Origin of the sequence: Paenibacillus sp. 276b (genome assembly GCF_900107875.1) — a bacterium.
In the GTDB taxonomy this organism is placed as follows: Bacteria; Bacillota; Bacilli; order Paenibacillales; family Paenibacillaceae; genus Paenibacillus; species Paenibacillus marchantiae.
In genome coordinates this window covers 1,059,673-1,076,158 of sequence record NZ_FNRR01000001.1, presented here as the reverse complement: position 1 = coordinate 1,076,158, position 16,486 = coordinate 1,059,673, and the positions used below count along the sequence as shown (strand labels likewise).

Annotated in this window: 13 protein-coding genes and 1 riboswitch; of the genes, 3 read left to right on the top strand and 10 right to left on the bottom strand. The window is 44.6% G+C overall.

The genetic code is table 11. The features are described from left to right. Window positions 1-29: 29 nt before the first annotated feature. The 8 genes from BLV50_RS04670 to BLV50_RS04635 form a co-directional block, all read right to left on the bottom strand. The gene (locus BLV50_RS04670) at window positions 30-380 is read right to left on the bottom strand and encodes an MmcQ/YjbR family DNA-binding protein (protein WP_063565128.1); all 351 of its coding nucleotides are present in this window, start codon (window positions 378-380) and stop codon (window positions 30-32) included. A gap of 232 nt (window positions 381-612) precedes the next feature. Further along, a complete protein-coding gene (locus BLV50_RS04665) occupies window positions 613-942 on the bottom strand; it encodes an antibiotic biosynthesis monooxygenase (RefSeq protein ID WP_090806173.1) in 330 nt (109 codons plus the stop codon). Between the two features lie 174 nt (window positions 943-1,116). Continuing rightward, window positions 1,117-2,496 carry a DEAD/DEAH box helicase gene (locus BLV50_RS04660; protein ID WP_090806171.1) on the bottom strand — a complete coding sequence of 460 codons (1,380 nt, stop codon included), beginning with the start codon at window positions 2,494-2,496 and terminating at the stop codon, window positions 1,117-1,119. Window positions 2,497-2,673: 177 nt separating this feature from the next. Beyond that, window positions 2,674-2,988, bottom strand: coding sequence for a DMT family transporter (locus BLV50_RS04655; protein ID WP_064638568.1), 315 nt, complete (start codon window positions 2,986-2,988; stop codon window positions 2,674-2,676). Then, complete coding sequence (locus BLV50_RS04650; RefSeq protein WP_063565132.1) at window positions 2,985-3,326, bottom strand: DMT family transporter; 342 nt, start codon at window positions 3,324-3,326, stop codon at window positions 2,985-2,987. Before BLV50_RS04650 ends, BLV50_RS04655 begins: the two co-directional genes overlap by 4 nt. A 96-nt stretch (window positions 3,327-3,422) precedes the next feature. Beyond that, window positions 3,423-3,523, bottom strand: a riboswitch (guanidine-I (ykkC/yxkD leader). A 76-nt stretch (window positions 3,524-3,599) separates the two neighbouring features. Further along, the gene (locus tag BLV50_RS04645) at window positions 3,600-4,577 is read right to left on the bottom strand and encodes an aldo/keto reductase (RefSeq protein ID WP_090806169.1); all 978 of its coding nucleotides are present in this window, start codon (window positions 4,575-4,577) and stop codon (window positions 3,600-3,602) included. Between the two features lie 178 nt (window positions 4,578-4,755). Continuing rightward, a complete protein-coding gene (locus BLV50_RS04640) occupies window positions 4,756-5,742 on the bottom strand; it encodes an aldo/keto reductase (protein ID WP_063565133.1) in 987 nt (328 codons plus the stop codon). 85 nt (window positions 5,743-5,827) lie between these two features. Continuing rightward, on the bottom strand, window positions 5,828-6,415 hold the full coding sequence (locus tag BLV50_RS04635; RefSeq protein WP_090806164.1) for an NAD(P)H-binding protein: 588 nt from the start codon (window positions 6,413-6,415) through the stop codon (window positions 5,828-5,830). Between the two features lie 244 nt (window positions 6,416-6,659). On the opposite strand from BLV50_RS04635, the gene BLV50_RS04630 reads away from it, so the two are divergent. Both BLV50_RS04630 and BLV50_RS04625 read left to right on the top strand, forming a co-directional pair. Beyond that, window positions 6,660-7,577 carry an AraC family transcriptional regulator gene (locus BLV50_RS04630; RefSeq protein WP_063565135.1) on the top strand — a complete coding sequence of 306 codons (918 nt, stop codon included), beginning with the start codon at window positions 6,660-6,662 and terminating at the stop codon, window positions 7,575-7,577. Window positions 7,578-7,758: 181 nt separating this feature from the next. Next, window positions 7,759-8,217 (top strand): OsmC family protein, encoded by a 459-nt coding sequence (locus BLV50_RS04625; protein WP_063565136.1) that lies wholly within the window; start codon window positions 7,759-7,761, stop codon window positions 8,215-8,217. Between the two features lie 120 nt (window positions 8,218-8,337). On the opposite strand, the gene BLV50_RS04620 is transcribed toward BLV50_RS04625, so the two are convergent. Both BLV50_RS04620 and BLV50_RS04615 read right to left on the bottom strand, forming a co-directional pair. Continuing rightward, on the bottom strand, window positions 8,338-12,405 hold the full coding sequence (locus tag BLV50_RS04620; RefSeq protein ID WP_177031116.1) for an S-layer homology domain-containing protein: 4,068 nt from the start codon (window positions 12,403-12,405) through the stop codon (window positions 8,338-8,340). Window positions 12,406-12,632: 227 nt separating this feature from the next. Then, entirely contained in the window at window positions 12,633-14,144 is a 1,512-nt protein-coding gene (locus BLV50_RS04615; RefSeq protein WP_072732756.1) for a glycoside hydrolase family 30 protein, read from the bottom strand. A 354-nt stretch (window positions 14,145-14,498) separates the two neighbouring features. Between BLV50_RS04615 and shc the strand changes: the two genes are divergently transcribed. Then, entirely contained in the window at window positions 14,499-16,394 is a 1,896-nt protein-coding gene (gene shc / locus BLV50_RS04610) for a squalene--hopene cyclase (protein ID WP_090806160.1), read from the top strand. Window positions 16,395-16,486: the final 92 nt, after the last annotated feature.

The following is a 16,486-nucleotide window of genomic DNA, read 5'->3' as shown; positions in this document are numbered from 1 at the left end:
TGTCTAAATTGTTATTGCATGTGGTCTAATTAAGATATGGATTCCAAAAGACTCTTGGACAGCGTTTTGACAACCAAATCGTACGAATGATCAATCATGACAAAGATATCCTGCTCCGACAAGGAGCCATCTAGAATAATGGTATTCCAATGCTTTTTGTTCATATGATACCCCGGTTGAACGGCTTCATGCTGCTCTCTCAGGTTTTCGGCAATGATCGGATCACATTTTAAGTTCAAGCGAACGTTTTCCGCCTTGTCCTCAAAAATAAGCGCAAACATTTTCCCTGCAATTTTCATAGCAACAGGATCGGCTCCGAAGGGATAATCCTTTGTTGCACCTTTTTTCTTCAAACAGTACTCTATAATCTTATTCTTCAATTCAGTATCTCTCCTTTGCGCAGAAGACAACAACTTTCCCTACCCAATCTAATGATACCGAATGTACGTTTGCATGTAAATATCAAGCATTTCATTTTCAACTATTCTTCCTGTATCACAGGCATCATCTTCTCAGACAGCTTCCTTGATCGCTACGCAACTTATATGGACATACAACAAAAAAAACCGACTCCATGAAATAATTCATGAAATCGGTTTTTCATCATTCGAACTATGCATTCGATACTCTAGCTGTCTTCACTTTCTGTACTTCGTACATATTTACCGTAGTGCTAATCAGATACTCGGGTTTCTCCTGTCCTCTTTTCTCCTTATGACCTTTAATATGCACATCGCTTTTCTCCCAATTCTTCCAGTCTTCTTCCGACTCCCAACGAATCAGCACCATCACTTCTTCGTGTTCTTTACTCTTTTTGTTAACCATTACACTGAAATCAATCATTCCCGGCATTTCTTCTACAGGGCTAGGGGCACTGAACCGTTCCACCAGTTTATGACTATGGCCCTTTTCGACTACCATAACGCGAGTTTGAATGAACATGAATTACGCCTCCTGATTGCCTCAAGTCACTACTTGGATACAATGGCCTTGGGACATTTTTTAAGTTCCTCTCTATTATTCTATTCTTATTGAAAATGATTATCAATATCGTATCGATTTTGTGTTCATAAAAAAACCTCCTCCACGAAATGGAGAAGGCATTTGCTCGTTATTTTAGAGAGCTTTATTCACTTTGCTGCTCTTTGGTTTACTGTGACTTGTACTATTGTGGTTTGGTTTACTGCTATTTGGCTTACTACCGTTTGGCTTACTGTGATTAGCTTTACCGCTCTTCTTAAACCACTCGGATTTAGGTTTGCGAGCCGGATTCGCTTTTGACTTCGCGGGTTTATCGGCTGCAGATTTATGAGGTGCAGACTTCGATGTTTGATTCGATTTTACAAAAGCAGGCACACTTGTCATCGGATAAGGATGATTTTTCACTTCAGGAATGGTCTTCTTGATTACTTTCTCGATATCCTTCAGGAACGGAAGCTCTTCCTTTTCACAAAAGGAAATCGCCATTCCGCTATGCCCTGCTCTACCTGTACGGCCAATTCGGTGGACATACGTTTCCGGAATATTAGGAAGGTTGAAGTTGATTACATGTGACAGCTCTTCAACATCAATGCCCCTTGCCGCTATATCCGTCGCCACCAGTACTCGTGTAACTCCACTTTTGAAATTATTCAAGGCTCTTTGACGCTCATTTTGAGATTTGTTACCATGAATGGCCTGAGCCGTAATATTCACTTTGGACAAATCGCGAGTTACACGGTCAGCTCCACGCTTTGTACGAGTGAATACCAATGCCGAAACAATAGATTTATCCTGCAAGATATGATTCAACAGACTCTGTTTTTTGCCATTTTCTAATAAATACACAGACTGTTCAATTCGATCCACTGTGGAGGAGACGGGTGTAATTTCTACTTTTACCGGATCAACGAGCAGTGTTTTTACCATTTTTGTGATTTCAGGAGGCATTGTAGCTGAGAAGAATAAGGTCTGTTTCTTGCTCGGCATCTTCGCAATGATTCGCTTCACATCATGAATGAAGCCCATATCCAACATGCGGTCTGCTTCATCAAGAACCAGTATTTGCACATGTTTCAGATCAATACGCTTTTGATTGACCAAGTCAATCAGTCTACCGGGCGTTGCAATAATAATATCTGCACCTTGATTGAGCGCACGCTCCTGGACTTTCTGTGAAACGCCACCAACGATTGCGGCACAACGAATATCGGTAAAACGGCTATATGCCTTAATATTATCTGAAATCTGAATCGCAAGTTCTCTTGTTGGTGTTAAAATCAATGAGCGAATATGGCGTGCGGCTTTGGGCCCGTTCGACTTTTCGCTTAATAACTGAATGATAGGCACAGAAAATGCTGCCGTCTTGCCTGTACCTGTTTGCGCACAGCCAAGCAAATCTCTGCCTGCCAATACGGCTGGAATCGCCTGTTCCTGTATAGGTGTCGGGGCAGTATAGTTTGCTTTGTTCAAGCCTTCCAAAATTGCGGGTATAATATTCAAGTCTTTAAATGTCATTAGGTCTCCTTAATTTACGCAACAAATATTCATTTGACGTATATCTCATTTCAAAACGTAACACATAAGGATAACATTAAAAAGCACTTCTGTATATCATATTTTGAAAATTCAGCCCTGGATGCCATTATGGTTGAACATACATTAGCTCTGAACAAACGATGAAACATCAATCCATTAACTTACCAGTTTCAACCCTACTGCTGATCCAAGCACCATGGCAATAAACAGAATTCTTAACGCATTTCGAGGTTCCCCATAAAATATCATGCCGAGAATAGCTCCCCCGGAAGCGCCGATTCCCGTCCATACGGCGTATGCCGTTCCCATCGGAAGAGTCTTCATCGCAAGCGATAGGAACAGAAAGCTTAGTCCAAAACCTGCAACCAACAGTATGATTGACATCAGGTTACGATCTTTGTGCAATTTATTAATCATCAAAACCCCAATCATTTCAAAGACACCTGCCAAAATAAGAAATACCCAATTCATGATTCATGTACCTCCTTTGTTTTTCCTTTGCTAAGCATTTTAAGACCGATTACGCCCAGTAAAAGAACCCCAATGAGCAGCATTTTCCCGGATTGAATCGCCGCATCAAACAATATAATCTCTGCCAGTACAGTCCCTGCTGTACCCAGTCCAACGAATACCGCATATACAGTCCCTACATCAAGTGAGCGGGAAGCCGCAATCATCAAGGTGAAACTGACAATAATCGCGATCAGTGTAGCCCCCCACTCCAGAAAACCACTGGCATGTTTCAATCCAATGACCCAACCGACCTCAAATAAAGCTGCAATAACGACGGACAACCATGTTTTGTTCATTTCTGTCACACTCCTTATCAAATTTTGCTACGTGTATTATTAGTTACATGAAGCCAAAATAAAAAAGCCCGGGAAACAAACTGCATTAAGCAGTTCATCTCCCAGGCTTTTGTCCCTCCGTGACACAACCAATAGGTTGTGAGTTTTCTCTCGGACCAGACCGACATAACTGTCGCGGAACCCTAGAAAACATTTGAGTATTTTGATGTGACTCCAATTATACACAATTCTTTTTGATTGGCAACCCTTTTTCGCTACTGGGCTAGAGGGAACTTACATGCCATATATTTTGTGTGGTACGTAGTATTCCTCCAAGCTTGCAATCTCCTGCGCATCTAGCTTTACGGACAAGGCTGCTACGGCATCCTCCAGATGATGTTCTTTCGTTGCACCCACAATTGGTGCGGTGACACCTTCTTTTTGCAATAACCATGCCAGTGCAACGGTTGCTCTGGAAACACCTCGTTTGTTCGCAATATCAGCGACAGTCTCCACTATTTTACGATCGGCATCAACCATTCCCGCAGCAAGTCGGTCTCCTGCTTCGTCGTTCGATGAACGGGCTGTTTTCTCATCCCAATCCCGAGTAAGACGCCCTTTGGCAAGAGGACTCCATGGAATTACACCCACTCCCTCTTCACGACAGAGAGGCAGCATTTCCCGCTCTTCTTCCCGATACATCAGATTCAATAGATTCTGCATGGAGACAAATGGGGTCCAGCCGTTGCGTTCCGCCGTATGCTGAGCCTTCATAAACTGCCAGGCATACATTGAAGAAGCTCCTATATAACGGACTTTCCCCGCCTTAACAACATCATGAAGGGCCTCCATCGTTTCTTCTATTGGAGTACTGCTGTCCCATCGATGGATCTGATACAGATCCACATAATCGGTGCCTAGGCGCTTCAAGCTGTTATCAATCTCATTCATAATGGCTTTTCTCGACAAACCTGCACCATTTGGCCCCGGCTTCATGCGGAAGTAAACCTTTGTTGCAATAACAACCTCATCACGACGAGCAAAATCCTTCAACGCACGACCCACGATTTCTTCGCTTGTACCATCCGAATAGACGTTGGCTGTATCAAAGAAGTTAATACCCAAGTCCAGCGCTTTTTGTATAAAAGGACGACTCTCTTCCTCATTCAACGACCATGGAGCGATTCCGCGTTCAGGAACTCCATAGCTCATGCAACCAAGACATAATCTCGAAACGTCCAGTCCGGTACGACCCAATTTTACATATTCCATGTTAAAACACTCCTTTATGAAGTTAATTTTATCCAATAACTGAGATACAATTCTTTGAAAATCGGATTTTCTTCCCATTTGATCTGGGACTCCAATCTCTCGATTACAATTTGTTTCACTTGGTTCGATAAGCGTTTACTCAACCTTCCCACCCATCTTTCTGGCATACTAAAATGGATCAAAGACCCGTTCTTCTCTCCAATTCTTCCGTATATCTAGAACCCATCAGGGTGATTTTTGAAGCTGCTTCATTAATGCTCTGTACATCTTCGGGTGTAAGTTCAATGTCCGCCGCACCCATATTTTCTTTGAGACGACTTGACTTGCGCGTTCCCGGGATGGGTACAATCCATGGTTTTTGGGCCAGCAACCAAGCAAGTGCGATTTGCGCAGGGGTAGCTTGCATCTTCTCCGCCTTCTCTTTCAACAGATCAACCAGCACTTGATTGGCCTCGAGCGCCTCGGGCGTGAAGCGTGGCAGAATATTACGCAAATCCCCCTGATCAAACGTTGTTTTTGCATTAAAACTTCCCGTGAGATATCCTTTACCCAAAGGACTAAAAGGGACAAACCCAATACCGAGCTCCTCAAGCGCTGGAATCAGTTCTTCTTCCGGACTTCTCCACCATAAGGAATATTCGCTCTGAACAGCAGCGACTGGCTGAACGGTATGCGCACGTCGAATCGTGTTCACGCCTGCTTCCGATAACCCCCAATGCTTCACTTTACCTTCTCGAATCAGATCCTGCACGGCTCCGGCAACCTCTTCAATCGGCACATCCGGATCAACACGGTGCTGGTAAAACAAATCAATTTCCTCGATCTTAAGTCGTTTAAGAGACTCTTCAGCAACTTTCCTGATCTGCTCAGGACGGCTATTCATCCCGCTCTGTTTGCCACCTTGAATGTCAAATCCGAACTTTGTCGCTATGACAACCTGATCACGTACAGGGGAAAGTGCTTCGCCAACGAGTTCTTCATTGATATATGGACCATAGACTTCGGCGGTATCAAAGAAAGTTACACCGTGTTCAACAGCTTCCCGTATGACCGCAATCATCTCCGTTTTGTCCGAAGCTGGACCATACCCGTAACTCATTCCCATACAACCAAGCCCAATTGCCGAAACTTCCAATCCGCTATTTCCCAGTGTTCGTTTTTGCATCATAAAACTTCCTTTCTTCATTCAAATGATGTGAATGTGAACTAACGCACATAAATTTATTATCTCCATTTAGGAGTACACTGAATTAATGGGGTTTACTCACACCAAGACTGCGTCGTATTTCCAGTTCTGGTGACTCTGCCAACTTAACCACCAAAGCAGCCACGCTTTTACAGGATACTTCGCTGCCTTTGAATGGCTCGCCTTTCTGGGTTATTTCATAATCAATCTCGTTTGATCTGGTAAACCACGCTGGTCGTAAGATTGTATAATCTAGATCTGAAGCTTCAACAATGGAAGCTGCTTTACGATAAGGGTCCAATATGCTGCTGTACTTCTGTCCAGGCACTTCATCGTAGATCCCCATAGAACTGATAAAAATTAGTCGTTTCACTCCTGCAGATTTCATCGTTTCCACGATGGTTCTGGCGTACTGTTCCAGATCACCTGCAAGATTGACATAGACAACGTCCACGTCATTCATGGCGTCTTTCAATTTGAGTTGATCCATCACGTCACCGTCGATCACACGCGCACGATTCGAATCGATATTTCCAAGCCTGCTGGATTTCCGCAAATAGAGTGTTAGCCTGACATCGGTTTCCTTGAGAAACAAGTCTATCGCTTCGCGGGCGATTTGACCGTTGGCACCCAAAACTAATACATGACTCATTCCCATACCTCCTTTTGTTCAGGATAAATTTTCTGTTTTCGTAGAAGTACTACAGGTTTGCTGGCTGATTGCCTTTTTGCGTCCCCTTGCTTGATTCTGCGAGCCTAATATTATTATGCCGAACTGAAGGAGCGAAGCGGTATATCATTTGTCTTAATTGATTGCCTGATCCTCTCAGGCCCACTTTTGTCTAAGGTCGTTAAGTCTTATAATGAAGCAAGAACAACTTGCAAGGAGGATATGTATGTCCGATAACGCAGTGCAGCAGAAACAGGAACTCACCGAACTAATCAAGCGCCATTCCATTCATAACAGCTCTAAGGAAACGGTAATCCCTTCCCTGTATGTCTATCAGCATTCCAGCATAAGCGAGCCTGCTTACAGGGTTTACAAGCCTTCCTTTTGTGTGATCGTTCAAGGCTTGAAAGAAATCTTGCTGGCACAGGAAAGATTCGAATACGGACCATCCAATTATCTGATTGCTTCCATGAACCTTCCAGTGATTGGTCAGATTATAAAAGCATCCACTGATATGCCTTACCTGAGTCTGAAGCTTGAGTTTACACAGAACCAGATTCTTGAAGTACTGAATGAATGTAATATTAAGGTCACGTCTAAAGAAAACGCCAGACGCGCCCTATTTGTTGGACAGATGGAGCCCTCCATTCAAGATGCTGTACTTCGATTGGTTCGGCTGCTGGATACACCAGGAGAAATCCCGTTCCTTGCCCCACTCTATACGCGGGAGATCCTGTACCGGCTTTTGCAGGGACCTTATGGAGCTGAACTGGCCCAGATTGCAGTGGAAGGCAGCAGTAGCTACCGGATTCGGGAAGCCATTGAGCATATTGTTCGACATTGGGAGCAGCCTTTTCGAATCGAAGATCTTGCGGAGACAGCCAATATGAGTGTGTCCTCGTTCCATCGACATTTCAAAGAAATTACCGCCATGAGCCCACTTCAGTTTCAGAAGCAGCTGAGGCTTCAGGAAGCACGTCGTCTCCTTATGGCTGAGTCAGCTGATGCTGCGGATGTAGCATTCCGGGTTGGTTACGAGAGTGCGTCGCAATTCAGCCGGGAGTACTCCCGCATGTTCGGCGCGCCGCCGAGAGCAGATATCAAACGTTTGAAGGAAAAATATGATCATGTTATGAGTGAATAAGTACACCGGCTGAGAAGTTGAAATGTTAGAGAAATGGATAGCATTAGGCTATCCATTTTTTAATTTAAAGAGTGAATATCTAATTCTATTCCCATCCTTATATTGACAACTTGTGATTCATGGAACTATAATCCATACTAAACCAAGTTACATACAATGTTTTATAAAGGAGAGGTATCGGATGGCTAATGTTCAGACTTTCAAAGCTACTGCACACCTACAAGATGGGGTTAAAGTAATCACCAAAGCAAGACAATTCGAACTGATCATCGATGAGCCAACAAACCTCGGTGGTACGGATACAGGAATGAATCCTGTAGAAGCTTTACTTGCCTCCCTTGGCGCATGTCAATCCATTGTGGCCCGGGTCTATGCCTCCAAATTCGATGTCGTCCTTGATGATTTCAGAGTTGAAGTTGAAGGTGAACTGGATCTTGACGGATTTTTTAACCGATCTGATGTACGCCCCGGTTATTCCGATATCCGATACACGTTTTATATCAAAACCAGCTCATCTGAAGAAAAAGTTGAATCATTTGTACAATTTCTAGAAAGTAAATGTCCTGTGGGTGATACGATTTCCAATCCGGTGAATACCAAGCTCAATCGCGTCATTATCGAAAATGGGATATCATTGTAACAAAACGAATGAACCAGGTACAAAAAGATATAAGCAATACAAAAACATACAAACAATACAGAAAGGCTGCTTCCCAGCAAGTTAAACTTGCTGGAGAGCAGCCTTTTTAAAATCTTGGATTTATAATGTGAATTGTTTTGTCAATTGAATAGTTCTTTCGATGAGTGCAGCGGCTTCTGCGCGAGTTGTATTCCCTTTTGGCTTCAATGTTCCGTCTGGATAACCGTTAACAAGCCCATTGGTAATGGCGGCAGCAAGTGCTGAACGTGCCCAACCGGATATTTCAGCACCGTCGGAGAAGCTGATATTACTGTCTGAATCAGCGATCTGCGCTGCACGAACGACCATTGTCGCCATTTGCTCACGGGTCACCAATTCATCTGGACCAAAGGTGTCATCACTATATCCATTCACAATGCCCAGACCTGCCGCAGTGGAAATTGCGTCTTGCGCCCAATGCGTCGTAGTATCCGCAAATCCTTTGTCAGCAAAGCCTTGCAGATGTAAAGCCTTAATGATAAGAGTAACAAATTCGGCTCTGGTAATTTTTTTATCCGGTCTGAAACTGTTATCCGGATAACCCTGGATCACACCGAGTTCAACCAAATCCATAATACTGCCGGAAGCCCAATGTCCTACGAGATCCGTGAAATTCTTGGTTCCTTCCGGAGCTTGCGTTACGGTCTTATCGGATACCAGAACAGCAAACTTGGTAAAATGATTAATGGTTCCCGATACCGTTCCATTCATTTGATCCACTTTCATATTATCGAGTGAAACCCACTTTTGGGCCTGCTCGTTGAACCAATACAATCCCACTATTGATTTGTCAAAGTCCACCTTGTTCTTGTCGAATGGCAAGGTGACAGTTACCGGTTTGCTGAAATTCCCGCTCTTGCTTGCAGTAATCTCATAGACATCTCCGAGCAGTTTCAATGTGGAATCGGTAAACAGATTCAACGTTTGGCTTACTTTATTTACGGAAATGACGATGCTGCTCTCCATCGCTCCGGCTGGCACATTGATTTTGACCCCGCCCAAGCTCAACGATTCACCATTCACACTAATCGTTCCACTGTTGGCATTGGTACCCGTTTGATCACCATTCGTTCCTCCAGTTGGAGTTGAAGGAGTCGAAGACGTTGGTGGAACCGAGGTGGAATCTCCGGCTCTGACGACAGTTATACTGTAAGTCTTGCTTGATCCATTACGTGCTTGCACCGTAATTGGAATTACATTTTTTCCAACAGACAACCCGAAAGATTGATTTATTCCGTTTGCATAGGGTTCACCTTTAGCAGACAAAGTAGCTTGGCTATCCGTAGCCTTCGCCGTAATACTGATGGAGTCTGTTGCTTGTTCAACATTCAGAGTATACGCCGTGATTGCAGGATTGAATGCTGGAGTCAAAGCGCCTTGATCAACAGATAAATCATCCAATGTGGAAACGTCAATCAGCTTCCCGGTTCGCATATCTTCCTTCACAAGCGCAAAATCAGCTGCGACCTGGTGGGAGTAATCCTCCGCTGCATTAAGAATAAAGTTCTGCAAATCATCCCAGATGGGTACGATATTTGTTACAAAACGTTCCTCAAAACGGTAGTTCAACTCATCGGATACCTTGTCCAAGCGCGAGCTTGCATAAGCGTAAGCCTTGGCTGCATCGACCAAATACTGCTCCAGCTCTTGCTTGTTCTTAAACGGCTTATCCGTGTAATCCCCTTTAAAAGGTGAGACTTCCTTGATCAGATACGAGCGATTCATTGCTTCGAGTACACCCAGATAAGAATCGGGATCAACTGAAGTTTTAAGATAAGCATCTTTCGATAAATTGGCGTCCCGGGTCTGCTCTTTCACGTCGAGCAGAATATCATCCGTATTGGCCTCACTTGCTCCTTCGATTAACACATTGTAGCGTTCAACCCCAATGCTGCCAATTCCCTGATGAATACGGCGTACAATATCCTTTAGCTTGAAATAGGCATCGAATTCATCATCGCTCAGATTGAGGAAATTGCTTCTGACTTGCAATTTGTATGCTTCCCAAGCGTCTTGCAGGGAAGATTTCTCCGCATCTGTAGCGGCTTCAAACTTATCGGAGTTGCCGGCAATGTTTAATTTTCCATCTAGTGCCCGCTTCCCGAGCAACTTTTGCAATGCTTCCTCGTAAGACACTTTGGAGACTTTGTCCATGACCTCTTTCGTATATGGAGTTACATTGCTTTTGGTCAACTTAGTGTTTTTGGGGCTTATCTCGCTATTAATCTTTATCAGAGTATCCTTATAGGTATCTAGAAAAGTACGAGATACGTCCCGGAAATCGGCGTCCTGCAGATTGGTAATCGCAGAGCTGTCTTTTTCGTATTTGACTACATAAATACTAGTAACAAAGCGAATCAGATCATCATAAAAGCTGCCGATGCCGGAAGAATCCACATCGTTCAAGCTGAACACCATTTGATTAGTACTGTCGTTAAAAGTTCCCACATTCTGAATATGGGCATCGCCTTGCGTGTACGTAAGGATGTCCTTCTCATTCCAGCCTGGAATGACCGAATTCGGTGAAGGAATAAGACCCGCTGCCAGATCAGCCTTGAATAAGGAATGTGTACCACGCAGGAATGTATATTCATTCGCTCCCATGGCGTCACTTCCATATTTATATTCTTTGGTGGCAGGGTCATTAAAACCTGTATTGTCCGCTATGATGCTGTTTTCAACGACATGTTTGCGATTCTCATCAGCAAGAAGTGGTTGACTGTACCGAAGCAGGGGGACGCTGATCACTTCCGAAGCCAGGCAGTCCGGATCCTGCACAGCCTCAGCCATTAACGTCACATTCAACATGACGGAGTTCATGACAGCAGAAGTGGATGTACCCGAAATGGATAGCGTAATTGTACGATCACTGCTTCGGCCCTCAGCCTGGATACTCCAGTCTCCCTCAGGAAGGCCCGTCACACTGTAAGCATTCGAGTCCAATACCCCATCCACGGGAACGCCGGCGCTAAGATTAAGTTGGATCGTGGTATTTAAGTCCTTCGCGCTGTTCATACGAATGTTGGACGATGAGGAGTCCAATGTTGCTACAATCTTATTGGATGGTGTGAATTGAGCCAAAGTTACGGTGTTGCTTCCTTGATACACCGTTAAGGATGAGGTTGGTCTGTGTACTTGATCCCACGCACCAGGATGAATCTCAAATGTCAGAAGGCTGTCTGAAACCACATTCCCGGTATCGTCTCCAGTTATGGTCACTTCGATCTGATCTCCGTTCGCATTGGCTTCAGCAGTGAATCCTGCCGGGAGGCCGAGCACACTGAAGTCGTCGGATGACCATGGTCCCTGCTTAACCAAGCCTCCAAATGCATTCAACACAATCTTGTTATGTACAGGATCTACGCTCGAAGCCGATTGCATTTCTAACCTTTGATTACTTTCCAGAATGACATAGGCGGAAGTTGTGCTTGAATTGCGAGCCTTCGCCCCTTTGACCTTCTCAAAGTCATTTCCGTTATTCCGAGTGTCCCAGTTGTTTCCGCGATTCGGAAACGCAGCTTCTTTAGTGGATTTCTCCGGATTTAGCGGATCGAACACCAATCGTTGCATGGTGTTTTGTTTGCCAGCTTGTGGAGCCGGACTTCCCCAATAAGCATCTGCATTATATCCAACAAAATCAACCACATGTTGCTGTAAAGCGTCAGCCATCGGATCATTGGCCGTCAACAGTTGTGTAGTATTCAACAAAACCAGCTTTCCATTGTTGTTATCTAGTTTAAATGAAGCTTCAGTCGCATCCGGCTGTGGAAGCTGCTCCCCGACATTACCATTGCTGCCAAGCGCAATCAGATAATAACCAAATGCCGGAATCTGGGCAGTCATTGTCCCTAGCTGAGCTACTTTCCAGTTATTCTTTTGGTTATCAGCAAATTGTATAGACCAGTCGTTCAGCGAAACAGGTTCTGCTGTCGGATTATATAGTTCTACAAAGTCGTTGCCGTACACGTCGAGTACGTCGTCTTTTTTGCCTCCATAAAAATGGCTGATCACCACGTTTTTCGCTAAATTGCTGGTGTTAAGGTTTTCTGATGCTGCAGCATGTCCGATTCCTGCAAATGTCCAGAATGATTGGATAACCATTACTGCCACAAGGATCGTCGCTACCCAGCGTTGATTGATGTCTTTCAAGTTGTCTAACCCCTCTCCCATATAAAAGCTCAGGCTAGTATATCAACCCAATGTAAGAGGTCAGTTAAACTAAAAAATCATAATATTAAAATTGTAAAATCCTTGAATATGTAAAAACCACAACAAATGTATACCGTGGATGATCTTTAAATAAAAGCAAATAAAAGAGCCGCGACCCGCGCGGCCCTTAGCTTGCTGAATGCGGGAATCTGAATTCCTGCTACCCCTTAAGAAACATTTCCATTCCATTTATACGTCATAGCGGACTTGCCTGGAATAGTGACAACGAAGCTTTGGCTGCCCCATTGGATCTTCACATTTTTCGACGAGCTGGAAGAGTTGTAGGCAACTACCACTTTGGAACCGTCCGGATTGCGGAAAGCCACATTTTTGACTTCAGATCCGGTGTTGCTGTCAATGCGGTATGCATTGGGTACTACAAATTTACTAAAGTGACCCAGCAAATAATATTGTTTGTGATATGTGACATTATTCTCAGGTGCGTCATTACGGTTGTCCGAGTTGCGGATTGTAATCATGCCTTTGTTCGTGTTGTTCGGTGAAAGCAATGCAGGACCGTCTTTTTGATCCAGGGCAGCATTCCAGAGAATGATCGATTTGGACCAGTTTCTCGTAATATTAATGAACTCATTCATCATATTATCGAAACCAGATGAGGTACCATTCTGCGGATCATTCCAGTTGCCGAAACCACCCTCCGTGAACCAAACTTCCTTGTCCGGGTGACTGTTATGCATGGAGGTCATTGTTGATCCGTCCCCACTGTCATAATGGTGGAATGCGCTCCCGGATACGTAGCTGCCTTTGCCTGCGTTCTTCAGATTCGTAATGACCTGGTTCGGGAAGGTCCAGTTCAGAAAGTTATGGTCGAATGCAATAATCTTGGTGTTGATTCCGGCATTGCGGAGTGTTGGACCAAGATAATCGCCGATAAAGCCCGTCTGATCCTCTACATTCATACCCATGGAAGGATAATGTGATGGCTCGTACATTGGCTCGTTTTGCAACGTAACAGCATAGATGGGTACCCCTTCAGCCTGGTAGGCTTCAATGTACTTTTTGAAATAATTCGCATATGTTCCGTAGTGTTCTGCTTTCAGTTTGCCGCCGTTCAGATTGTTGGAATATTTCATCCAGGCAGGCGCACTCCATGGGGAACCCATTACTTTGATATTGGGATTCTTGGCGATTGCCGCTTTGACCATGGGCAGTATGTAAGCCTTGTCCCGGTCGATCGTGAATTGGCTGAGTGAAGTATCATTTGCCGTATCGGCATAGGTATAGGCGGCCCAAGCAAAATCGGAGCTTCCGATCGGCTGTCTCAATAAGCTAAGTCCAATGCCTGTGTTGCCAAACAGCCTCTCCATCACTTCCGCGCGCTTATTATTATCCAGCTTGTAGTTCATGAGCCATGCGGAAGCATCCGTTAATGACACTCCAAAACCATCCATCTGCTGATACGTTTGGTTTTCGTTGACCGTAATGGTAACATCCGCATTGCCTGAGTTGCTGCTGAAGTTTTTTGATGCAATCTTGGTGAGTCTGGCATCTGTTCTAAGCCCCACTGCTGGTTCAGAATTAGGGTCTGAAGTTGAAATCCATACCTCCACCTGTTCACCCGCTGCATGCGCAGTCTTGGGCATATATGAACCATATGAACCCGCCGTTACCAGAAAAGTGGACAGCAACACTAACGCACTCTTTTTCCATATCTTCATAAACATATCTCCTTTGATTTATGATAATTTGGACTGCCGAATATCAGATACTACAAAATGAAATCGATTTCATTTTTAAAATCATAAAGTCCTTTTTTCAGTTATTGCATGTCGTAGTACTTTCACCTCCTTTTTGAAGGGTATCGGAGAAAGATGTAGATCAAAATCTTGTAAGCGTTAACAAAGATATTTATACACTTTATTGGAAAAAATTTCAACACTAAATTTTATTTTTTTATATAAAATTGTAGAAAATCCTGAAATGGACTGGATTCTACGCTCATTCTGCTCCTCATTTCCCCCTGATTGCCATCATATAATACAAAAATGACGTCCTCTGGAGGTATCCCTGGAATGAGCCATGTACTGAGCGCAATTGATGAGGAAATAAATCGGATCATGACTTCCTTGCTTCAACAGCAGCAACAAGATGGTTCCTGGCATTTCTGTTTTGAGAACGGTACGGTAATTGATGCTTATGTCATCATTCTCTTTCGGGTATTGGAAGTCCCGAATGAAGCGCTGATCCGGGAGTTGCATGATCGTATCCTTAACGAACAGCAACAGGATGGATGCTGGAAATTGTACGCCGATGAAGAGGATGGAAATTTATCCGCATCGGTTGAAGCGTACTACGCCCTGCTATACTCCGGGTACAGCCAGAGTACGGACGAGCCAATCCAGCGGGCCAAACAGTATATTCAGTCCAAAGGAGGTATTGGAAAAGTTAGCAGCATTTTGACCAAAGCCATTCTTGCCGCTACCGGACAAATGAAATGGCCTTTATCCATCTCTATGATCCCCCTGGAAATACTGATGTTCCCTACCTATTTTCCCATCAACTATTTTGAATTTTCCGGTTATTCCAGAGTTCACCTCACTCCCATGCTCATTATGACCGACTTGCGCTTCGCCCTTACACCACCCCATGCGCCCGATCTATCTGATCTGACTGACTCACGAAATGTTGGAGATGAGCTAACGACTCCGGGATATCAGGAAATGCAGGACGACATTCTAAGCGGAAGCAGCCGACTGATCGGTAACCCTCACCACATCCACGACACTGCACGAAAAAAGGCAGAACAGTTCATAATAGAGCGGATTGAGTCTGATGGCACATTATACAGCTACGCCAGCAGTACAATTCTCATGATCTTTGCCCTATTGGCCCTAAAATACGATAAGCAGCATCCCCTGATTACGAAAGCCATAACCGGACTCACGGCAATGCAGTGCCGTTCTTCTGGAGGTCAAACAACGATTCAAAACTCCCCCTCTACCGTATGGGATACGGCCTTAATCACCTACGCATTGCAGGAGGCTTCTCTTACCGATGACCATAAGGCTATTCAACTCGCGGCCTCCTATTTGCTCTCCCGTCAGCAAGATAAAAGAGCCGACTGGAGCATCCATAATCCGAATACCGTCCCTGGAGGATGGGGATTTTCGGAGTCGAATACAATCAATCCAGACGTGGATGATACAACAGCAGCTTTACGGGCTATTCGAAGCTTGTCCACTACTCTTCCAACGTTTCAGGAATCCTGGAATCGTGGGCTGAATTGGGTCCTGTCCATGCAAAATAAAGACGGCGGCTGGCCGGCATTCGAAAAAAATACGAACAAGGAGATGCTCACCTGGCTCGCCATCGATGGTGCCAAATCTGCGGCTACAGACCCTTCAGAGGCTGACCTAACGGGACGTACCTTGGAGTATTTCGGTAACTTTGCCGGGCTTGATACCAGGCATGAATGGATCAAACGTGGAACAAAATGGCTCATTCGAAACCAGGAAAAGGATGGCTCATGGTACGGAAGATGGGGCGTATGTTATATCTACGGTACCTGGGCTGCATTAACCGGTCTTACGGCAGTTGGACTACCAGCAAGCCATGGTACAGTGCAAAAAGGAGCGCAGTGGCTCTTAAGCATCCAGAACTCCGACGGTGGCTGGGGAGAATCCTGTCAAAGTGACCGACTCCTGCACTATGTGCCATTAGGGGAAAGTACCCCTTCCCAGACCGCTTGGGCACTTGACGCGCTCATTGCAGTCCAACCCAAGCCTACACCTGAGATGAATCAAGGCGTTCTACGGCTTATTGCATCAATGCACGAGAACGATTGGAGAACCTCATATCCCACAGGCGCAGGTCTTCCCGGGAACTTTTATTCCCATTATCACAGCTATACATATATTTGGCCTCTTCTCACATTAAGCCACTACAGAAGCAAATATGGGGCATCTTAAAAACTTACTTTACGGGCTATTTTTCAATATTTCAGTTCCCGATCAATGTTCACCCATACTTCATTAAATTAACCTAAAAAAGCAGGAAGCTC